The sequence below is a fragment of the Achromobacter piechaudii NBRC 102461 genome (assembly GCF_001571245.1).
Lineage (GTDB): Bacteria > Pseudomonadota > Gammaproteobacteria > Burkholderiales > Burkholderiaceae_B > Achromobacter > Achromobacter piechaudii.
In genome coordinates, this window is sequence record NZ_BCTK01000007.1 from 372,385 (window position 1) to 393,359 (window position 20,975).

Sequence of the window (20,975 nt, forward strand, 5' to 3'; positions counted from 1 at the left end):
GGCCAAACCGGCGCAAAGGTAAGACAGAATTTTTGTCATAGGAACGAGGTAGAGCGGATTCGTTGAAGAAGCTTGGATAGGAGCTGAAGATCGCGCAGCGAATCAGCCTGCGCGAACACGAAGGCCTGGGTCGGGCCGCAAGGCCGCTCTGGCGAGAGCGCGCCGATGCTTGATTACGCATTGGTAATGCGCTTCAGACGCCATCAAGGATGATTCGTCGAGATGGCTCTTGTCGTCGAATGGGGTTTCCGCGCGCCCCCGCGCACGGTATGGCTTGATGGTGAAAGCGGCCGTTGCGCAGTGGTCGACCGAGAGACTACGTCGCCTCGGTAGCGTCAACTTTCCCGCCAGGGCAGGGCGGCTTGCGACCCCATTGCATGACATAGCGATGGAAAGCGCGCCCGCCGGACCGGTGGGAATGGCATGTTTCATCATGATGCTTGCTCCTGAATTCGACTTGTCCCGCCATCTGACGGCAGGCGTCGACCGACCCGGATCTAGGCAAGCGTTGGCTGAAGCCAGCCAGGGTTGGAAGCTTCAGGCCAGACGCTAGCCAAGGGAGTCGTGAGAAGGCGCCACAGCGCGCCTTCTGTCATGCATTTACAGGTAAACCAGTGAAATCGTCGCGCTGCCGTCCAACGGGATGGCGGCAGTGGTGGGCAATTCGCTAGCGCGGTTGATCGTCGGGGTCACGGTGAGCGAACCATTGACCGTGGTGACAGGCGTCGGCGTGCTGTTGGCGCCCGGCGTGCCTAACAGGAACGAGTAGGTGTAGTTGGGGCTGATGAATTGCCGCGTTATGGCTTCGGCAGACCAACTGCGCTTGTCGGTGCTGTAGAGGACGATGGCCTTGGTGCCATTGACTTGCACGTCGCCTTCCTTGAAGCCGAACATGTAGCCGCCGATCGGAATCTGGGTGTCATTGGCGCCGGCCACCGAACCCAGGCCAAAGATGAACGCGTCGGTGATCAGAGCGTTGGTGGAACCCCAGGCGTTAGCGTTCAGCGATGCTTTCAGAACTTTGCTGCTGGCGCGGTTGTCTACAACGTGCAGCCCGACGCGCGTTGAGCCTTCGCAGGTGATGCTCAGGCCGATCGGCTTTTCGGTGAGCTTGGTGCCGTCGCCGTTAAGCGAGTTGAAGGCGCGGTCGCCGAAGTTGAGTACGCCGTTGCCGTCAAGGGAAAGGTCGCAGGAAGGCGGCGTGATGCGGCCGGTGACTTTGAGTTCCGCCGAGGTGGCCGCCTGAGCGGAGGCCGACATGAAGAGGGTTGCGGCCAGCAGGTAACGCAGAGTGGGCAAGGGACGTACCGAGTAATTCATGACAATCCAATTTCTGGTGGGGACAAAGTACCCACTCTAGGAAACAGACGTCATAAGGTATATAGGCATGCGCCTAAACTTGCGCCGGACAGGGCTCTACGCTGCGTTACTATTTGTCCACGCGACTCTTGCCTTGAGCAGAAAACGGTGGAAAATCTTAGCTCTACCTGGGAATTCCATATTGTCCGCATTTAATTTTCAACCGCTGCGCATCGCGATCCTGGATGACCATCCGGTGGTGCGGGCTGGCGTCGCGGCCTACTTGTCGCAAAGTCGTGACATCGTTGTCATCGGTCAGTACGAATCCAGCCGCGACATGATTCAGGCGCTGGCCAGCCAACCCGCGGACGTGCTGCTGATCGACTATTCGCTTGGCCCATCCGAGATTGACGGCATTTCACTGATCAAGATGCTGCGGATCAAATTTCCCGACGCCCGCATCCTGGTGTTCTCCGCGCTCTATGACCCGGCTACCGTTGCACTGGCGCTGCGTTCGGGCGCCCACGGCTTCGTGGGCAAGGGCGGGCGCGAAGAAGAAATCCTGCTCGCGGTACGCAAGGTTGCCTCAGGAGGCACCTATCGCGACGCGCAGATGGCTTATCTGCTGTCCGGCGCCAGCACCGAGCATTCCGAAAGCCCTGACGCTGACTCCACATTGCTGCCTGCCGCATCCGGCGTGCTGGACGGCGCATCGCTGTCGGCCCGCGAACGCGAAGTGATTCGCTGCTTGTTGGAGGGAATGACCATCTCTGACATCGCCGTCAAATTCGGACGAAGCCCGAAAACCATCAGCGCACAAAAAGGCACGGCCTATCGCAAGCTGGGCGTTACGACGGACAACGGCCTGTTCAAGTTGTGCGGGCTTCTATAACCCGCAATTAAGGCGCGGCCCGCGTGTCGGGGGCTAGGGGTTGACCAGCTCGAACTGCACGACGGCGGACCATACCGTTTGATCGTTCACACGGACATCCGCATCCGTCACTTCAGGATTCACATCGATCTGCGCCGTAAGGTTGCGTCCGACGCGGCGGTGTTCCAGCACGACCGTATCCCCGGGGCGTAGCGTCAGCTGAGCCTGCGGCCCCTGCGGCGAATCCGGATTCTGAATGCGCGTCTCGTCGCCATCGACGCGTACATTGCGCAGCACGATCCCCACCGCACCGGCCCCTGCAAACCTGACGGCGCCATCGTGACGGGCAGGCCCGCTTACCCGCAAGGCAATGGCGCGCGCCGTGGGGCAGTTGACGGTCAATGGCACGGAGCGCGGCTCCAGCTCGTATCGATGCGCGGTGTCGCGATTCAATTGGCCGGCGGTGAAATGGCCATAGTCCACCGTCGGTTGACCAAGCACCACCATGCAACCGGCCGGCGCGATGCTCGGCAGCGTGCGCGGCGCCTGGTCGCGTGGTGCCGGCTGCGCTATCGCGTCGGACGCCAGGACGCCCGTCAACAGCAAGGCGCTGATCGCCAAGGCGAGCGGTCGGAATGGGAGGCGACAAGCCGTTGTACGAGGCATGGAGTTTCCTGAAGTGGCGTTGGGGTTATGGAGCGCACGTGGCTTGGGCGCGCTCGTACAACGCCGTGGGGTTCGGGGTGGCGGGGATGTCGAAGGCAAGCGTGCAGGCAACGCCCTCGGGCGAGGTGACACGGTAGGGCGCGCTTTCGGTTCGCAGATCGGGCAGGAAGATCTGACCGCTACCGCCCACCAGCGTGATGAAGACGCCACTGGCGTCCAGCACCGCCGCGCCCTTGGCCAGCGGCGTACCGTCGGGGTAGGTGGCGGTCAGCAGCGCGCGGCGCACCGTGACGACCGCGAAGTCGATGGCAGCGACCGACCCGCGTGCCGGATCCAGGCTGTAGCGACCGTTGATCAAGTCGACGTTGCGCGCCAGCGATGACGTTGCGACCTGAACCTGACCATTGCGGTACGCCGGCAATGACGGAATGACGGCTCGGCCCCAGGGGTCCGTCCATACGCTGCCGGCCGGCGTGCTCAAGCGCACGTCGGACAAGTCGCCGACCGAGGCAATGGCAAACGTGTCCGACACGCGGTAGGGCGAAAAGCTCAGGCCTTGCGCGTGCGCGACCAGTCCGCCGCGCATGCGCGTGGAATGGCTGTAGCCTCCGCCGAAGCTGCTTGCGGCCACGTTCAGCTGGGTATAGGCCGAATTGAGCACGACGGATCCGGAATAGCTGGGCTGGGTGCGCGGCTGCGAGGTGGCCGACAGTGTGTAGCTGCTGCGTTCGTCGATGGACGCCGCGGTGCTGAGGCCAAAGCTGCTGCCGTTCTCCTGCCGCTGCATGGACGCGCTGACGCTTTGCTTGCCCAATGGCAGACCCAGGTTCACGTACATGAGGCTGCCCTGGCTGCGCTGGCTGGACCCCAGGTCGCGTTCAAAGGACACCGACAGGCTGGCGCGGTTGATGCTCTTGCCCCAGTTGACGATTCCTCGACGGGACACATGCCCCCGGGTATTCGACGATTCGCTGTAGTTCATGCTGAAGCCGCCCAAGGACGTGCCGCTCCAGCCCAACCCGGCGCTGACCTGCTGTTTGATGCGATCGTCACGGTAGCCCGAATACGAGTACGCGCCCGCTTGCGGATCGTGGTGGTAGCGTCCGCCTGCGGTGTCGAGCACGTCACTGTACCCGGAGGTGCGTCGCAGTAAGGACACGTTGGACGATACGCCGGGCAGCAGTTGGGCAGAGACCGACACGATGTGCTGCGCGCCGCTGCTTCCGGTGCGCGCGTTTTGCGAAAACTGGCTTTGCAGGCCGGTCTGGATGTTGCCGGGCAGGGCCAGATCCGAGCGTGCGCCGATGGCGCGATAGTCCTGGCTGAGTAACGCGCCCGTCGTGAGGTTGGCGCGCTTGCCTACCGGCATGCCGTACTCGGCAACCGCCACGGACGCGGCGTCGCGTTTGTCGTAGCCAAGTTGGCGCAGCTTGCCAAGGCCGCCTGAGAATCCCGACGCCGTGCCGACGCGGTCTACCTGAAGCGCGGCCGCGGGTACGTAGAAGACGCGCTGTTCGCCCGTGGCTTCGTGCACCGCGACCTTCAGATCGTGAGACAGCGAACGGGGCATCACGTCGGTCATGGTGAAGGGGCCTGGCGGGACGATGAGCGAAGCCAGTGGCGTCCCGTTCTGCCAGACTTCCACGCGTGCCTGGGTGTTCGCAATGCCGGAAATGGGGGGCCCCTCGTGCTTGCCGATCTGCAAGGCGGTTTCAGGGAACAGCTGGATTCCGGTGACCGGCACGCCGCCAAACAATGTGCCTTGCAGATTGATCTGCCCGGCTTGCATGGTGGTGCTCCAGGCGGCAAGCGTGCGCTGCGCGTAGGCGTCGACGTGGTTCCACGTCGACTTACCGCCAAACGTCGAGTAGGTGCTGTTGCTGCGCAGGATCCAATCGTTTGCGTTCAGGCCCAGCTCGGTGTGGGCCTGGAGGTACCGGGTGGCGCCGCCGAAATAATGTGTCTGGCTCGACAGCACGTCATAGTTGAGGATGGCCGCGCGGCCGCCTGAATGATAGGTGGTGACGGCTTGTGTGGTATCGGTCGCGCCCGGTGGGACGACGATGTCCACCGACATGCGCTCGGGTTGCAGCGTGATGGTGGTGGTGGGCCAGGCGCGCAGGAAGGCATCAGGACAGGTGTCCGGATCTTCGGCTTGTGACTCGGGCACCTTCAATTTGGCCAGCCTGAGCAACTCGGGCGTCAGGCAAAGTCTGCCCCGGGCGTCGAACGTGGCCTGGGCGCGGCCCGCTTCCCGGCCATTGACGCTCAGTTGCACCGTCTGAAGGCCCGGAAGAAATTTAGGACCATTCTGAAAATGCGAGGCAAGAGTCGGACTGATACCCCGGCTTTTCAATATTTCCAGGTCATAGCCGCCCGCTCCGGTCTGCGCGTGGGCAGGCCGGAACAGGCACAGCAGTGTGCCCGCAGCGGCGAGGGCGCCAGCGCGGGTGATGCGTAAGCGTATGCGGAACATGACAGCGTTTGGTGAGGCGGCTCGGCACGGCGCGCCGCGTCCCTGCAAGCAGGGGCGTGCGCGCCGTGCCGGGCTTCTGGGCGCCCGATGTGGGCGCTACTACCGTCAGTTCTTGAGCGGCGCGTCGAAGGAGGAAACCTGGTAGCCATACACGCTGGCCGGGTAGAGGCGTACAGCGGTCTGGCCGGCAGGCGGGGCGCCCGTTGAGGCAAGTTGCAGCGTTTCACCGGGCAAGACGTAGGTCTTGGGCAGGATCAGCGCCTGGTTGGCGGGTTGTACATGCACTTGCTGATCCAGCCGCACGATGTAGGGGCTGGGATTGTGGACAGACAGCTTGCCGTCGTGCGCCGACCATTGCAGATGGCGCCACGGAGCGTTGTCATTGGCGATGCTCTTGGGCAGTGCGATCAGCGGGAGGTCTTGACGGATGGTCAGCCGCAGCTTGTTGGATTGATCGCCGGATTGCGGAATGCCTTCGAAGATGGCGCGCTTCATGCGTTGGGTGGCGAGCGGCTTTTCGTTGGTCAGCAGAAAGCGCACCAACTGCGTCTTGCCGGGGGCGAGCACGGCGGCCGGCGGTGACACCATGACCCAGCCTTCTTCGTCTTCGGGGATGTTTTCGATCATCGAGACCAGCAGCACGGGTTCGTCACCCGTGTTCTTGATGCCGATCGTGCCTTCGCCGCTGTCTTCGTGCACCAGCACGACGGAGGTTTCGGGTTGGATGCCCATGGCATGGGCGCTGGCGGAAAACAGGACGGCGGCGAGGGTCGTCGCGGCGAGTCGGACAAAAGCATTCTTGAACATGGGAGATCGCTAAGGCAGCGGCCCGATGGGCCTGAAAGCGTAGCAGTGTAGGAACGGGCTCACGCTGCTGATATAGGCGAGCGCCTATTTCCAATGTTCAAGGGCGGATGTTGGTCTAAGTCGCCCGGGTAGCGCGCGCGAGCCGCGCGAAAGCGGCTCGCGTATCATCGGGCGTCAGGATTTGCGGTTTTCGTAGGACGTGTCCAGAACATCGTCCTCGGGCGTAATGACACCGGGTTCGCCGGGCTGCGCAATTGCGCGGCCGTTCCGAGGCATCCCGGCGACCTGCTCACTGTGCTCCGGCATCGGCAGCGTTTCAGTGCCTTTGCGCGGGTCGGTGGGCGGGCGTGTATCGACATCCTTGGCGGGGGCCGTGGCCTGAAGGTCGGGGGTGGTTTTCAACATGGCGCTTACTCCACTTGCGGGCGTCCCAGGATGGCGACGCGCCTGGTTGGCGATGTTTTTATCTTAGACCTTGCGCGCGGCCCGACACGCCATTCGCCTGTCACGTTTGCAAGGGGCTGTTGCACGGCGCGCCCTTATAATTTGCGGCGCTGCGCGGGCCTGGCAGGCGCGCGCAGTCCCCTCTATTCCCACTTTCAACCTTGACCGACTCCATCGAACGCTCCGTCCATACCGAACTCGTGGCTGTGCTCGTCGCGGTGACGAATGGCGAGCCGCGCGTGTTGACCACGGACGGCGCCAGCGCCTTGCCGGCGGGGCCGTTCGAACTCTCGCATCGCTCGCTGCAGGCGGGCTTGCGCGCCTGGGTCGAGGCGCAAACGCACCATCCGCTTGGCTACGTCGAGCAGCTCTACACGTTTGCCGATGGCGACCGCTCCGACGAAACCGGCGCGCGAGTGATCTCGGTCAGCTACCTGGGCTTGACGCGCGAAGCCGGCGACACGGGTGTGGCCCAGGTCGGGTGGCAGGACTGGTATCGCTACTTCCCTTGGGAAGATCGGCGCGCCGGCGCCCCTGCGTTGATCGACGAACTGATCGTGCCGCACCTGGCGCAATGGTGCGGCGCCAGCGCCGACCCGGCCATGCGCACGCGCCGGCAGCAGCGCGCCGCCATCACGTTCGGCCTGGACGGCGCGGCTTGGAACGAGGACATGGTGTTGCAACGCTATGAACTTCTGTTCGAAGCCGGGCTGGTGCCCGAGGCCGCGCGGCGCGGCGGCGGCACGGCCGTGTTGCCGGGCGAACCCATGCGCCATGACCATCGCCGCATCCTTGCGACCGGCATTGCGCGGCTGCGGGCCAAGATCAAATACCGGCCCGTGGTGTTTGAGCTGATGCCGAGTCAATTCACCCTGCTCCAGTTGCAACTGGCGGTTGAGGCCTTGGCTGGCCGGTCTTTACACAAACAGAATTTCCGCCGGCTCATCGAGCAGCAGGCGCTGGTCGAGGAGACCGGGGAAATGGCCACGGGCACGGCTGGCAGGCCGGCCAAGCTGTTCCGTTTCCGGCGCGACGTGCTGCTGGAGCGCGCCATCGCTGGCAGCAAATTGCCCCTTTCGCGCACGATGTGATGCTTGACAAGGCTTATGCTCGTCCTTAGCATAAGTGCTGCGCATTGATTGCGCGCCTTTTTTTAACTCACAAATACTCAAAATGAGCATTAATGCCGAAGCGCCCTTGACCGCCTCTCGCCTGGCGGTGCCCTCTTTGCCGGACCTTATGCTTGAGCCGCTGGTGCGCGCCGCCTTGCTGGAAGACCTGGGCCGTGCGGGCGACCTGACCACCGACGCCATCGTTCCCGCCGACGCCATCGCCGAAACGCGATTGGTGTCTCGGCAAGCCGGCGTATTGGCGGGGCTGGACCTGGCGCGACTGGCGTTCAAGGCCATGGACCCGGGCATCGAATTCACCGTCTCGCAGCGCGACGGCAGTGAGCTGGCGCCGGGTACCGAGATCGCCCGGCTGCGCGGCAACGCTCGCGCAATGCTGACCGCGGAACGCGTGGCGCTGAACTTCCTGTGTCACCTGAGCGGCGTGGCAAGCGCCACCGCGTCGATTGCGCGCGCCATTTCGGGTTACGGCGCGCGAGTCACTTGCACCCGCAAGACCATGCCTGGGCTGCGCGCCGTGCAAAAGTACGCGGTACGCGTGGGGGGAGGGAGCAACCACCGGTTCGGCCTGGACGACGCGGTGCTGATCAAGGACAACCACATCGCGCTGGCTGGCGGCGTCGCCACCGCCGTGGAGCGGGCGCGCGCAGGCGTTGGCCATATGGTCAAGATCGAGCTGGAAGTCGATACGCTGGCCCAGCTGGAGGTGGCGCTGTCCCTGGGCGTGGACGTGGTGTTGCTGGACAACATGAGCCTGGAAGATTTGCGCCGCGCCGTCCAGATGTCGCGTGGCCGCGCCATCACGGAAGCGTCGGGCCGCATCACCCCCGAGACCGCCGCCGCCGTCGCCGCGACCGGCGTGGACCAGATCGCCGTGGGTTGGCTGACCCACAGCGCCAAGGTGCTGGACATCGGCCTGGACGCCTGAGAGCGCATCATGAAACGCCTGCTACGAACCGGCCTCACCCTGTTGTCCGTATCTTTGGCTGCTTGCGGCAATTCGCCTTCGGGCGAAGCGCCCGTGGACGCCGCCTATCCCACGCATCCCATCACCATCGTGGTGACCTTCCCGCCGGGCGGGGGCACCGACCTGTTGGCGCGCCGCATCGGAGCCAGCTTGCAGGCGCAACTGGGACAGCCCGTCGTCGTGGAAAACCGCCCGGGAGCGAGCGGCAACATCGGCGCGCGCATCGTGGCCGAGGCGCCGCCCGACGGCTATACGCTGCTGATGGTGAACAGCTCGTTCGCCATCAACCCGGGTGTGTATCGGCAGCTTGGGTTTTCGCCGAAGCAGGATTTTGCCGCCGTGATCAACGTGGCATTCGTGCCTTCTGTCTTCGTGGTGCCGGCCGCCTCGCCGCTGCGCACGCTGGACGATGCGCTGGCACGGGCCTTGCCGACCAAACCCCTGCCTTTCGCCTCCTGCGGCAACGGCACGCCGCAGCATCTGGCCGGAGAAATGCTGGCGCGAGCTGGCGGCGCGGTGTTGCAGCACGTGCCTTACAAGGGCTGCGGGCCCGCGTTGACCGACGTGACGGCCGGCCAGGTGCCGATGGGCATCGTGACGGCCTCCAGCGCCGCGCCCCTGATTGCTGCGGGCAAGCTGCGGGCGTTGGCGGTGACGTCTCCGGCACGTTCGCCGCTGATGCCGACGGTGCCCACCGTTGCCGAGCAGGGCGTTGCAGGTTATGCGCTGGACCAATGGCACGGTTTGTTGGCGCCGGCCGCTACGCCGCGCGCGGTGGTCGACAAGCTGAACGCGATGGTGACGAAAGTCGTGCGCCAGCCCGAGATGCAGGCGGCCCTGCGAGAGCAGGGGTTCACGCCCGCCAGCAGCACGCCGCGCGAATTCCAGTCGATGATCAATGCCGATATCGATCGCTACACGGCGCTGACCCAGTCGATCGGCCTGCACGCGGATTGATGCGATGGATGGGTGAGGCGGCGGCGCGCGCCGCCGCCCTGCTTGCCGGCGCTCAGGCCACGGCGGCCTTGGCGTGCTGTTCCAGCTGTTCTTTCAAGCCAGGCTCAAGCTTGAGCTGACGCGCCAGCTCGTCCAGATACGCGCGTTCCATATAGCTTTCTTCATCGACAACGAGCAGGCTGGCCAGATACATTTCCGCCGCCATTTCGGGCGTCTTGGCGGAACGGGCCACCGCAGCGGGGTCGAGCGGCCGCGACAATTCCGTTTCCAGCCATTGGCGGTCTTGCGCGTCGGATGACAGCTTGGCCAGCTCGGTTTCCAGCAGGCCGCGTTCTTCGGGGCCAATGTGGCCATCGGCCTTGGCCGCGCCGATCATTGCAGTCAGCACGGCGGTGCTGTGCTGTTCGGCTTCGGGCGCGGGCAGGCGGTCCAGCGTCTGGGGCGGCGCGGCCTGCGCGCCACCCGCCTGATTGCGCTGCCAGTCGCCATAGGCCCGGTAGGCCAGCGCGCCAAGCGCTGCCATGCCACCGTACATCGCGACCTTGCCGCCGATCTTGCGGGCCTTCTTGCTGCCCATCAACAGACCCAGGGCGCCCGCACCCAGCGCACCGCCGCCCAAGCCCGTCAGAAACGATCCCTTGCCGCTGGCGGCGCCGCCCGTCGCGCCTTGAACGCGGTTGCTGGCCTCGGACAGCAGGCCCTGGCCGGATTGCAGCAGTTGATCTAGAAGTTGTCTGGCGCTCATGTGGCCCCCTATATTGATTCGTGAGTTGCGGATAGGGATATCCGACCTTTATAGGGTAAATAAGTTCAGCTTTATGTCAGGCTTCTAAAGAGTGCCTGGATGCTACAAAGTGGGCTTGGCGGCCACGATGGCTGCCCCCCAGGAGATCCCCCCATGAGCATCCACGTCCGCCAGAATGCGCCCGACACCCTGCAATTCACCGCCACGGCCGAAGGCCACGATCTGCCGCTGGACATGCCTCAGCCTCAAGGAGAGGGTCCGGATCCGCATGATTATTTCGACACCGCGCTGGGTGGCTGCAAGGCGATGACGCTGATGGTCTATGCGCAGCGCAAGGGTCTGCCGCTACGGTCTGTGGATGTCGAGGTGGTGCGCGATGCCAGCGAGGAACGCAAGGGCATCTATCGTCTGACGGCCCAGCTGACGCTGAATGGCGAATTGTCGGACGCGCAGATTGACGAACTGCTGGCCGTGGCCGAGAAATGCCCGATCCACAAGCTCATGACCGCGGTGGACGTGCAGGTGTCCACGCTGGTCGTGCGGCCCGCCTGATCGGGGCTACAAGGCAGGCGGGGGCGCGCAGCCGCCCGCCCGCGCGAAGAATCAGTCTTCCATGCCCGGCACGACGGTCGAGAAGCCGGCGTCTACATGGGTGATTTCGCCCGTGACGCCCGCAGCCAGATCCGACAGCATGAATGCCGCCACGTTGCCCACGTCGTCGATGGTGACGTTGCGACGCAGCGGCGCTTGCGCTTCGACGAACTTCAGGATGGCCGAGAAGTCCTTGATGCCGCTGGCGGCCAGCGTCTTGATGGGGCCGGCCGAAATGCCGTTGGCGCGGATGCCGCGCGGGCCCAGCGCCGTGGCCAGGTAGCGTACGCTGGCTTCCAGCGAGGCCTTGGCCAGACCCATGGTGTTGTAGTTGGGGACCACGCGCTCCGCGCCCAGGTACGTCAGCGTCAGCACCGAGCCGTTGCGGCCTTCCATCAAGGGCAGGGCAGCCTTGGCCATGGCCGCGAAGCTGTAGGCGGAAATGTCATGGGCAATGCGAAAGCCTTCGCGCGAAAGACCATCCAGGAAATTGCCGGCGATCGCTTCGCGAGGCGCGAAACCGATCGAATGCACCAGGCCGTCCAGGCCGTCCCAGTGCTGGGCCAGTTCCGTGAAGGCGCCTTCGATCTGGCTGTCTTCGGCCACATCGCAAGGCAGCACGATCTTGCTGCCGAATTCGGCGGCGAATTCAACGACGCGTTCCTTGAAGCGGTCGCCCACATAGGTGAACGCCAGTTCGGCGCCTTGCTGATGACAGGCGCGCGCAATGCCGTAGGCGATGGATCGGTTTGAAAGCACCCCGGTGACGAGAATGCGCTTGCCGGCGAGAAAGCCCATGATGGTTCCTTTAATTTTTTCCTGCTGAAAGACCGCCCATTTTAAGGAGTTTGGCGGCTTCGCGTAGTTGGAAAAACGGCGCCCTTGCGAGGCGCCGTTCTTGGGGGATGCGGGCTGGGATCAGCCTCGGGCGTTGGTGCCGGGTACGCGCAAGGCGGTGCCAACCTTCAACGCGCTGCCCTTCAGGTTGTTCAGCGCACGCAGCGCGTCAACCGAGGTGCCGTACTGCTTGGCCAGCGAGAACAGGGTGTCGCCCTGACGGACCTTGTGGGTGCGCACATTGGGGCGGGCGCTGGAGACGCGGGCGGCAGGCGCGGCGGCGGCGCGGCTGCGCGGCGCGGCAGCCTTGTTGTCGGTGGGCGCCTGCTCCAGCGCGCCGACGGGGGCGGCCAGCGAAGCCAACTGGACGCCGCCAGTGCCGGGTTCGCCCGGAACCAGCAGGGCCTGGCCCGAGGCGGATTTCTGACGCGAGCCGATGTCGTTCGTTTCGCGCAGCTTGGCCTCGGTCACGCCGAAGCGTTTGGCGATCGACGCGTAGGATTCCCCACGGCGCGAATGGTAGATCTTCCAGGCGCTCAGGTCGCCCTTGTAGTTCGTGAGGTTGGCGTTGAAGATTTCGACGCGGTCGGCCGGCAGCAGCAGCGTGGGGCCGTGATCGCCACGAATGACGGGGCGGTTGAACGACGGGTTCAGGGCCTTGAATTCGTCCAGCGGCATTTCGGCCAGCTTGGCGGCGATTTCAAGATCGATATCGCTGTTTTTCTGCACCGTCACGAAGTAGGGCGTGTTGCCCACGGGCGGCAGCGCCACCGCATAACGCTGCGGGTCGGCAATGATGTTCTTGATGGCCTGCAACTTGGGCACGTAGTTGCGGGTTTCATCCGGCATGTTCAGGGACAGGTAGTCCGTGTTCTGGCCGGCCGCTTCGTTCTTGGCCATGGCGCGCTGCACCGAGCCTTCGCCCCAGTTGTAGGACGCCAGGGCCAGATACCAGTCGCCCTGCATCTCGAAGAGCTTTTCCAGGTAGTCCAGCGCGGCATTGGTCGAGGCGACGGGGTCGCGCCGTTCGTCGCGCCACCAATCCTGCTTCAGATTGAAGTGCGTACCCGTGGCCGGCACGAACTGCCACAGGCCAGAGGCCTGGGCGCGCGACAGGGCGGTCGGGTTGTACGCGCTTTCGACGAAGGGCAACAGCGCCAACTCGGTCGGCAGGCCGCGGCGGTTGATTTCATCGACGATGAAATACAGGTACTTGCCCGCGCGTTGGGCCATACGCTGAACGGCCTCGGGATGCGACGCGTAATAGTCGGTCCACTGCTGCGAGAGTTCGGTGTTCAGATTGGGAATGGCGAAACCGCGGCGGATGCGGTCCCAGGCGTCGCTGGGCGGGTTGGTCAGGTCAACCGTTCGGGAGGTATCCCGGGCGATGTAACGCCCTTGGGAGTTGGTGGTGAGGTTCTTGCTGTCGGGGGCTTTCGTTCCTGCGCAACCGGCGAGGACTGCCAACATGAGTGGCAGAAGGAGTCGGGATAGATTCATCAGGCGGTCACTTGAAGTCGTTCTTCCATTCACGCAGGGAGGCAAAGACCTCTACCGGCGCAGGTTGATTGTTTCCGGCCCAGCTGGCTGCGGCGCGGATGACGTCCACTTGCTGCGTACGCAAAAAGGGGTTCGTCGCGCGTTCCTGACCGATCGTCGACGGAAGCGTGGGAAGACCTTCTGCTCGTAATTGCTGGGCTCGCTGATACCACTGATGCAGGGTGCGATTGGCGGGTTCCACAGCCAATGCCCAGCGCAAGTTCGCTAGAGTGTACTCGTGCGCGCAAAAAACCTGTGTATCTGGCGGTAAAACGGAAAATTTTTCCAAGGAATCAAACATTTGCGCGGGAGTTCCCTCGAAAAGCCGGCCGCAGCCCCCCGCGAACAGGGTGTCGCCGCAGAATAAAACGGGTTCTATTCCGGCCGCCCGACCCGTGTACGCGATGTGTCCGGCGGTGTGCCCGGGCACGTCCAGCACGCGCAGATCCAGGTCCAGTTCGGGCAACGTCACGCGGTCACCCTCGGTCAGCGGCACATCGCAGCGCGGCAAGCTTTCCCGCGCCGGACCGTATACGGTAAGGTCCGCGATGCGTGACAATTCCAGTACACCGCCCACATGGTCGCCATGATGGTGCGTGAGTAGAATGGCGCGCAGCCTCAAGCCTTCCTGCTCAAGCCATCGCAGCACCGGACCCGCTTCGCCGGGGTCCACCACGGCGGCGTTTTCGCCGTGCACGATGGCCCAGATGTAGTTGTCGGTGAAGGCGGGTAGAGGCAAGACCGCGGCATGTTGCTCGCGGCCGCCTGCGGGGGCGGTCAAGGCTTGCATGAGATTCGAAGGAATAGAACGTGGCAGAAGAAACACCGCCGATTGTAGAACTGGCCGAATGGTTCCAGACGCCACCGGGGCAGTACGCTCTGGCCTGGGAACGGGCCCAATTCGACGCGGCTGTCGCGGATGTGTTTGGCTATTATGCCTGGCAGGTCGGCCTGGCCGATATGAACCTGCTGCGCGCCAATCGGATGCCTTTCAAGGGCTATGTCGGCACGGAAACCCCCTCGGCGGACAGCATTGCGGCCTGGCAGTCGCGCGTGGTGCTGGCCGAGCCCGAGGCGCTGCCGTTCGAATCCCAAAGCGTAGACCTGCTGATCCTGCCGCATGCCTTCGAGTGCACGCAGGATCCTCACAACGTCTTGCGTGAAGTCGAACGCGTGCTGGTGCCGGAAGGGCGCGTCGTGATCTCGGGGTTCAATCCCTGGAGCATGTGGGGCGCGCGCACCCGTATGCCGGGAATGGAACCCTGGCTGCCGCAGCCGCCTTCGTCCCAGGTGTCGTTGGTGCGCCTGAAGGACTGGTTCAAGCTGCTCTCGCTGGAGGTCAAGGAAAGCCAGTTCGGCTGCTACGCGCCAGCGTGTCGAAGCGAAAAATGGCTACAGCGCTGGGGTTTCCTGGAATCTGCCGGCGCCCGCTGGTGGAGTCTGGGCGGGGCGGTGTATATGGTGTCGGCCGTCAAGCGCGTGGCCGGCATGCGTATCATCGGGCCCGCCTGGAAAACCAAGCCCAAGCGCGCGCGCGCCGCCTCGGTGGTGGTCAACCGCCAGGCGGACGACGGGGTCGACCCCTCTTGATGGGCGGCGCATCCGCCGCCCTTTGCACGAACAAGGATTACTAAGCAGCACCATGCAGGACAACAAAGCGATCGACCAGAAAGTGGAAATGTGGACCGACGGGGCCTGCAAGGGCAATCCTGGTCCGGGCGGCTGGGGCGTATTGCTGCGCGCGGGCGGCCACGAGAAAACCCTGCACGGCGGCGAACTCCAGACCACCAACAACCGCATGGAACTGATGGCGGTCATCCAGGGGCTGCGCGCGCTCAAGCGTGCCTGTGTCGTCACGATCCACACGGATTCCCAATACGTGATGAAGGGCATGACCGAGTGGCTGGCCAACTGGAAGCGGCGTGGCTGGGTCACCGCCGAAAAAAAGCCGGTCAAGAACGCCGAGCTCTGGCAGGCTCTTGACGAGCAGGTGCAGAGGCACCAGGTGTCGTGGCGCTGGGTGCGCGGGCACGCGGGCGACGAAGGCAACGAACGCGCCGACCAGTTGGCCAATATGGGTGTCGACGTGGCGCGCCGCGCCTGACGGCATCGGGATATACCCTGAAATCCGCCTCTCAAGGCGGATTTAGTTCTTTCATCCGGCTTCTGGATTGTTCCAGTATGTAAATCCGGGTGCTACAGTGCCTTCCCCCATTCCAGTTCCTGCGGCGTCGACCAAGTGGGGAATCGGGTGCGCCGCCGCTCCACCGCCACATTCGCGCATGAAAAAAGCTGTACTGCTGGCCGCCGTCGCGGCCGGGTTGGCCGCGGGGGCCGCACTGGGCGTTTTCGTGCCGCGCTGGCTTGCGCCTGGCGCGACGCCCGCCACGCAGACCGCCGCCAAACCCGTCGCCGCGCCTGCCGCGCCCGTCCGGGTCGAGGTCGCCGCCGTCAAGGAAATTCCCTTCGCCCGTGGGCTGTCCGCCGTGGGCAGCCTGCGTTCGGACGAATCCGTCGTGCTGCGGCCCGAAGTGGTGGGCCGGATCCAGTCGATCGAATTCAAGGAAGGCCAGCCGGTGGCGCGTGGCCAGGTGCTGATCCGGCTGGACGATTCCGTGCCGCGCGCCGAATTGGCGCAGGCGCGCGCCAATCTGACGCTGGCGCAAAGCCATTATCGACGCGCCGTCGAACTGCAAGGCAAGGGTTTCGTCAGCCAGCAGGCCCGCGACGAATCGGCCAGCACGCTGAAGGTGCAGGAAGCCGCCGTGGCGCTGGCGCAGGCGCGATTGGACAAGATGACGATTTCGGCGCCGTTCGGCGGCATCGTCGGATTGCGCAGTGTGTCCGTGGGCGATTACGTCAACCAGGGGCAGGATCTGGCGCCGCTGGAAGCGATCGACCCATTGAAGGTGGACTTTCGCGTACCCGAAATGTATTTGAGCAAAGTGGGCGTGGGCCAGCAGCTGACGCTGCGTCTGGACGCGCTGCCGGGCCAGGAACGGCAGGGGATTGTCTATGCCGTCAGCCCGCTGGTGGACGCGGGCGGCCGTTCCATCCTGCTGCGCGCCACGGTGGCCAACAAGGACGCGGTGCTGCGTCCCGGCATGTTCGCGCGCGTGCAACTGCTGTTCAACCAGGACAAGGCGCTGGTCGCGCCGGAAGCCGCGTTGTCGCCGTCGGGTGAAACGCAGTACGTTTACCGGATCAAGGATGGGCGGGCTGAACGGCGCGAAGTCACCATCGGCGAGCGCCGCGAAGGCCGCGTCGAAATCCTGACCGGCGTTGCGGCGGGCGACCACCTCGTCGTGGCCGGCATCCAGCGCGTGACGGACGGCGCTGCCGTCAACGTCGTGGGCGGCGGCACGTGAGCCCGGCCGCATCCTCTATTCAGCGGTGACGCCATGCGTATATCGGAAACCTGTATCAAGCGACCAGTGTTTGCGTCGGTTCTGTCGCTGATCATTGTCCTGATTGGCCTGATCTCGTATTCGCGCCTGACCGTGCGCGAATATCCCAAGATCGACGAACCCATCGTCTCGGTCGACACCACCTACAAGGGCGCTTCGCCCGAGGTGATCGAGTCGCAGGTGACCAAGCCGCTGGAAGACCAGCTGGCCGGCATCGAAGGCGTGGACGTGATGACCTCGCGCAGCCGTTCCGAGCGCAGCCTGATCAACATCAAGTTCAATCTGTCGCGCAACCCCGATGCGGCCGCCGCCGAGGTCCGCGACAAGGTTTCTCGGGCGCGGCGCTTCCTGCCCGATGAGATCGACGAGCCGATCATCGGCAAGGTCGAAGCCGACTCCCAGCCCATCATCTACATCGCCGTGGAGTCGGGCTCGTTCTCGGCGATCCAGACGTCCGACTACATCAATCGCTACATCAAGACGCGGCTGTCCGTGTTGCCGGGCGCCGCCGAAGTGCGCGTGTTCGGCGAGCGGCTGCCGTCCATGCGCATCTACGTCGACCGCGACAAGCTCGCCGCCTACGGCCTGACGGTTCAGGACGTGGAAGCCGCGCTGCGCAGCCAGAACGTCGAGATCCCCGCGGGCCGCATCGAATCGCGCGCGCGCGAATTCTCGGTGGTGTCGTCCACCGACCTGCAAACCCCCGCGCAGTTCGAAGATGTCATCGTGGCGAACGTGAAGGGCTATCCCGTGCGGCTGCGCGACGTCTCGAAAGTCGAGATCGGCGCGGCCAGCGACCGTGTGCTGTCGCGTTTCAACGGCAAGCCGGCCATCAACATCGGGGTGACGCGCCAGTCCACCGCCAACCCGCTGGAGCTGTCCAAGGCGGCGCGCCAGGAAATCGAACGGCTGAACGAGACGCTGCCGGCCGGCATGAAGCTGACCATCGCCTACGACTCGTCGGTGTTCATCGAGCGCTCCATCGATTCGGTCTTTCACACCATCGGCGAAGCCATCATCCTGGTGGTGCTGGTGATCTTCTTCTTTCTGCGCAACCTGCGCGCCAGCATCATCCCCATCGTCACGATTCCCGTGTCGCTGGTGGGCGCGTGCGCGCTGATGTATTTCTTCGGGTTCTCGATCAACACCTTGACCTTGCTGGCCATGGTGCTGGCCATCGGCCTGGTGGTGGACGACGCGATCGTCGTGCTGGAGAACATCTACCGGCACATTGAAGAGGGCATGCCGCGCAAGGAAGCCGCGCTGCGCGGATCCAAGGAAATCGGCTTTGCCGTGGTGGCGATGACGATGACGCTGGTCACCGTATATGCGCCGCTGGCGTTTGCGACGGGCCGCACCGGTCGGCTGTTCATTGAATTTGCGCTGGCGCTGGCGGGCGCGGTGCTGGTGTCGGGCTTCGTGGCGCTGACCCTGACGCCGATGATGTGTTCGGTACTGCTGCGCCATCAAAGCAGCCATAGCCGCTGGTACAACCTGATCGAAGGCTGGCTCAACGGTTTGAGCAACGGCTATCGCCGGCTGCTGGGCGCATCGCTGCGGCACCGTTGGCTGGTGGTGGTGATCGGCGTGGCGGTGGCGCTGGGCAGCGGCGTCTTGTTCAAGGTGGTCAAAAGCGAATTGGCGCCCATCGAAGACCGGGGCGTGGTGTTCGGCATCGTCAGCTCGCCCGAAGGCGCAACGCTTAACTACACGCTGGACAGCATGTTAGGCATCGAGAAATTCTATTCAGAGATTTCGGAAGCCAGCGGAAGCCAGGTCACGGTGGGCTTTCCGACCGTGACGGACGGCACGGCCATCCTGCGCCTGAAACCTTGGGAAGAACGCGAGCGCAAGCAGCAGGCCATCACGCAGCAGCTACAGCCGCAATTCGCATCGCTGCCAGGCGTGCGGGCGTTCCCAACCAATCCGCCGTCGCTGGGGCAGTCGGCCCGTTCCAAGCCGGTGGAATTCATCATCATGAGCCAGGCGTCCTACGCCGAGCTGGCCCGCCTGACCGACGTGTTCCTGACCGAGTTGCGCAAGTATCCCGGTTTGTTGAACCTGGACACGGACCTGCGCCTGAACACGCCTGAATTGCGGGTGCGCGTGGACCGCGACAAGATGGCGGACGTTGGCGCGAACGTGGATACCGTCGGCCGCACGCTTGAAACGATGCTGGGCGGGCGCCAGGTGACGCGCTACAAGGACGAAGGCGAGCAGTACGACGTCATCGTGCAGGTGACGCCGCGCGACCGCGCGACGCCCACCGATATCTCGGGCATCTATGTGCGCGCCCGGGATGGCAGCATGGTGCAACTGGACAACCTGCTGGGCGTGCACGAAGGCGTGTCGCCGCAGTCGCTGAACCACTTCAACCGCCTGCGCGCCGTGAAGATCGATGCGGCGGTTGCGCCGGGCTACGCGCTGGGCGAGGTCCTGACGCATATGCATCAGGTGGCGCGCGATGTGCTGCCCAACACCATCGTCACCGACCTGGACGGCCAGTCGCGCGAATTCCGTGATTCGTCGGGCAGCATCTACCTGGTGTTCGGCATGGCCCTGGCCTTCATCTACCTGGTGCTGGCTGCTCAGTTCGAAAGCTGGCGCAACCCATTCATCATCATGCTGTCGGTGCCGCTGTCGATGACAGGGGCGTTGCTGGCGCTGTGGTTGACCGGCGGCACGCTGTCCATCTACAGCCAGATCGGCCTGATCACGCTGGTGGGGCTGATTACCAAGCACGGCATTCTTATCGTGGAATTCACGAACCAGCTGCGCGATGAGGGCAAGGAGCTGTTCGCCGCCGTCACCGAGGCCAGCGTGCTGCGCTTGCGCCCGATCCTGATGACCACGGGCGCCATGGTGCTGGGCACCGTGCCCTTGGCGCTGTCCACGGGCGCGGGGGCGGAATCGCGCCAGCAGATCGGGTGGGTACTGGTCGGCGGGCTGTTGCTGGGTACACTACTGACCTTGTTCGTCGTGCCGGTGGCCTATACGCTGATTGCCACCGCACGCAAGAAACCCGGCCATGCCGGCAGTGCAGAGCATCCTCCGGCAGCAACGCCGGGGGGCCAGACGCCGCCGGCCTCGGCCAATGCAGCGTCGGAATAAGTCATGCGCCAGATCATCTTTGACACGGAAACCACCGGATTGGACCCTGCCCAGGGTCATCGCATCGTTGAAATCGGTTGTGTGGAAATGGTCAACCGGATGTCCACCGGCAACAACCTGCACATCTACCTGAACCCGGATCGCGACAGCGACCCGGAAGCCTTGGCCGTGCACGGGCTGACCACCGAATTCCTCTCCGACAAGCCGCGCTTTGCCGACGTCGTGGATGAGTTCGTCAAGTTCATCCAGGGCGCGGAACTCATCGCGCACAACGCCGCGTTCGACGTGAAGTTCTTCAACGCCGAACTCGCCAAGACGGGCCGTGGCCCGATCACCGAGTACTGCGAGACGGTCACCGATTCGCTGCTGCACGCGCGCTCGCTGTTCCCGGGCAAGCGCAATTCGCTGGACGCGCTGTGCGACCGCTTCGGCATTTCGAACGCCCACCGCACGCTGCACGGCGCTTTGCTTGACTCGCAGTTGCTGGCCGAAGTCTGGCTGGCCATGACGCGCGGCCAGGATGCGCTGCTGATCGACGTGGACGACAACGACGGCGCGGGCAGCGATGGCATTGTGCTGGCAAAATTCGATGCGTCGGGGCTGGTGGTGATCAAGGCCGCCGATGACGAGCTGGCTGAACACGAGGCCTATCTGGCGGCGCTGGACAAGTCGGTGGGCGGCGAGTGCGTGTGGCGCAAGCTGGACGCGCCCGTTGCCGCATAAACATTATTCTTTGCCCGACTTGCGCACGTTTTAAAAAACATGCTATTATTTCGCCTCTTTCAGGGTGGTTAGCTCAGTGGTAGAGCACTGCCTTCACACGGCAGGGGTCACAAGTTCGAAACTTGTACCACCCACCAAAGACCTTTAAGGAAGATTCTTTAAGGCGTCATTGGTACAAAGACTGAAAGAGAAAAAAGAAAAGAAAAAAGCAAAACAGGCCAACCTTAATCGGTTGGCTTTTTTGTTTCTGTTGGCGTTGTTGTTGGCTTTGGCGGAGTTGGCTTTTGTGCGCGCTCGCGCCGCGTAGCGATCTACCTACCCATGACGATGGGGTTTTATTGATCTGGCGCAATTGTGCTTGCCTGGCCCGCGCTACAACAAGACGATGAGCCCTTATCATCGCTG

At 64.0% G+C, this 20,975-nt stretch carries 19 protein-coding genes and 1 tRNA gene; 11 read left to right on the forward strand and 9 right to left on the reverse strand.

Going from position 1 to position 20,975, the window contains the following annotated elements; genetic code table 11:
• Positions 1-600: 600 nt before the first annotated feature.
• Positions 601-1,320: a DUF1120 domain-containing protein gene (locus API01S_RS19450; RefSeq protein WP_050730969.1), complete on the reverse strand. Its 720-nt coding sequence runs from the start codon at positions 1,318-1,320 to the stop codon at positions 601-603.
• 67 nt (positions 1,321-1,387) lie between these two features.
• On the opposite strand from API01S_RS19450, the gene API01S_RS19455 reads away from it, so the two are divergent.
• On the forward strand, positions 1,388-2,191 hold the full coding sequence (locus tag API01S_RS19455; RefSeq protein WP_006217360.1) for a response regulator transcription factor: 804 nt from the start codon (positions 1,388-1,390) through the stop codon (positions 2,189-2,191).
• Positions 2,192-2,224: 33 nt separating this feature from the next.
• Here API01S_RS19455 and API01S_RS19460 read toward each other — a convergent pair whose 3' ends face one another.
• The 4 genes from API01S_RS19460 to API01S_RS19475 form a co-directional block, all read right to left on the reverse strand.
• Positions 2,225-2,791, reverse strand: coding sequence for a DUF1120 domain-containing protein (locus tag API01S_RS19460; protein ID WP_061305823.1), 567 nt, complete (start codon positions 2,789-2,791; stop codon positions 2,225-2,227).
• Between the two features lie 70 nt (positions 2,792-2,861).
• Positions 2,862-5,312 (reverse strand): fimbria/pilus outer membrane usher protein, encoded by a 2,451-nt coding sequence (locus API01S_RS19465; RefSeq protein ID WP_084802462.1) that lies wholly within the window; start codon positions 5,310-5,312, stop codon positions 2,862-2,864.
• 105 nt (positions 5,313-5,417) lie between these two features.
• Positions 5,418-6,119, reverse strand: coding sequence for a fimbria/pilus chaperone family protein (locus API01S_RS19470; RefSeq protein ID WP_006217363.1), 702 nt, complete (start codon positions 6,117-6,119; stop codon positions 5,418-5,420).
• A 174-nt stretch (positions 6,120-6,293) separates the two neighbouring features.
• Entirely contained in the window at positions 6,294-6,524 is a 231-nt protein-coding gene (locus API01S_RS19475) for a hypothetical protein (RefSeq protein ID WP_006217364.1), read from the reverse strand.
• A 200-nt stretch (positions 6,525-6,724) separates the two neighbouring features.
• Here API01S_RS19475 and API01S_RS19480 point away from each other — a divergent pair, with 200 nt between their 5' ends.
• The 3 genes from API01S_RS19480 (at position 6,725) to API01S_RS19490 (ending at position 9,617) form a co-directional block, all read left to right on the forward strand.
• Positions 6,725-7,654, forward strand: a complete 930-nt coding sequence (locus API01S_RS19480) for an NUDIX hydrolase (protein ID WP_006217365.1) — start codon at positions 6,725-6,727, stop codon at positions 7,652-7,654.
• An 82-nt stretch (positions 7,655-7,736) separates the two neighbouring features.
• On the forward strand, positions 7,737-8,621 hold the full coding sequence (nadC, locus tag API01S_RS19485) for a carboxylating nicotinate-nucleotide diphosphorylase (protein WP_006217366.1): 885 nt from the start codon (positions 7,737-7,739) through the stop codon (positions 8,619-8,621).
• A 9-nt stretch (positions 8,622-8,630) separates the two neighbouring features.
• Positions 8,631-9,617, forward strand: coding sequence for a tripartite tricarboxylate transporter substrate binding protein (locus API01S_RS19490; protein WP_050730975.1), 987 nt, complete (start codon positions 8,631-8,633; stop codon positions 9,615-9,617).
• Between the two features lie 52 nt (positions 9,618-9,669).
• Here the strand turns inward: API01S_RS19490 and API01S_RS19495 are convergent, their stop codons facing one another.
• The gene (locus API01S_RS19495; protein ID WP_061305828.1) at positions 9,670-10,362 is read right to left on the reverse strand and encodes a tellurite resistance TerB family protein; all 693 of its coding nucleotides are present in this window, start codon (positions 10,360-10,362) and stop codon (positions 9,670-9,672) included.
• A gap of 153 nt (positions 10,363-10,515) precedes the next feature.
• Here API01S_RS19495 and API01S_RS19500 point away from each other — a divergent pair, with 153 nt between their 5' ends.
• The gene (locus tag API01S_RS19500; protein WP_006217370.1) at positions 10,516-10,914 is read left to right on the forward strand and encodes an OsmC family protein; all 399 of its coding nucleotides are present in this window, start codon (positions 10,516-10,518) and stop codon (positions 10,912-10,914) included.
• A 51-nt stretch (positions 10,915-10,965) separates the two neighbouring features.
• Here API01S_RS19500 and fabI read toward each other — a convergent pair whose 3' ends face one another.
• The 3 genes from fabI to gloB form a co-directional block, all read right to left on the reverse strand.
• The gene (gene fabI / locus API01S_RS19505) at positions 10,966-11,751 is read right to left on the reverse strand and encodes an enoyl-ACP reductase FabI (protein ID WP_061305830.1); all 786 of its coding nucleotides are present in this window, start codon (positions 11,749-11,751) and stop codon (positions 10,966-10,968) included.
• A gap of 120 nt (positions 11,752-11,871) precedes the next feature.
• Complete coding sequence (locus tag API01S_RS19510) at positions 11,872-13,290, reverse strand: transglycosylase SLT domain-containing protein (protein WP_050730977.1); 1,419 nt, start codon at positions 13,288-13,290, stop codon at positions 11,872-11,874.
• Positions 13,291-13,297: 7 nt separating this feature from the next.
• Positions 13,298-14,119, reverse strand: coding sequence for a hydroxyacylglutathione hydrolase (gloB, locus tag API01S_RS19515; protein ID WP_006217374.1), 822 nt, complete (start codon positions 14,117-14,119; stop codon positions 13,298-13,300).
• 20 nt (positions 14,120-14,139) lie between these two features.
• Here gloB and API01S_RS19520 point away from each other — a divergent pair, with 20 nt between their 5' ends.
• From API01S_RS19520 to API01S_RS19545, 6 genes are all read left to right on the forward strand, one after another.
• Positions 14,140-14,919: a class I SAM-dependent methyltransferase gene (locus API01S_RS19520; RefSeq protein WP_006217376.1), complete on the forward strand. Its 780-nt coding sequence runs from the start codon at positions 14,140-14,142 to the stop codon at positions 14,917-14,919.
• A 52-nt stretch (positions 14,920-14,971) separates the two neighbouring features.
• Positions 14,972-15,433, forward strand: a complete 462-nt coding sequence (gene rnhA / locus API01S_RS19525) for a ribonuclease HI (protein WP_050730979.1) — start codon at positions 14,972-14,974, stop codon at positions 15,431-15,433.
• 178 nt (positions 15,434-15,611) lie between these two features.
• The gene (locus tag API01S_RS19530; protein WP_006217378.1) at positions 15,612-16,697 is read left to right on the forward strand and encodes an efflux RND transporter periplasmic adaptor subunit; all 1,086 of its coding nucleotides are present in this window, start codon (positions 15,612-15,614) and stop codon (positions 16,695-16,697) included.
• Between the two features lie 33 nt (positions 16,698-16,730).
• On the forward strand, positions 16,731-19,847 hold the full coding sequence (locus tag API01S_RS19535; protein ID WP_006217379.1) for an efflux RND transporter permease subunit: 3,117 nt from the start codon (positions 16,731-16,733) through the stop codon (positions 19,845-19,847).
• A 3-nt stretch (positions 19,848-19,850) separates the two neighbouring features.
• A complete protein-coding gene (gene dnaQ / locus API01S_RS19540; protein ID WP_006217380.1) occupies positions 19,851-20,570 on the forward strand; it encodes a DNA polymerase III subunit epsilon in 720 nt (239 codons plus the stop codon).
• A gap of 62 nt (positions 20,571-20,632) precedes the next feature.
• Positions 20,633-20,707: transfer RNA gene (locus API01S_RS19545), tRNA-Val, on the forward strand.
• Positions 20,708-20,975: the final 268 nt, after the last annotated feature.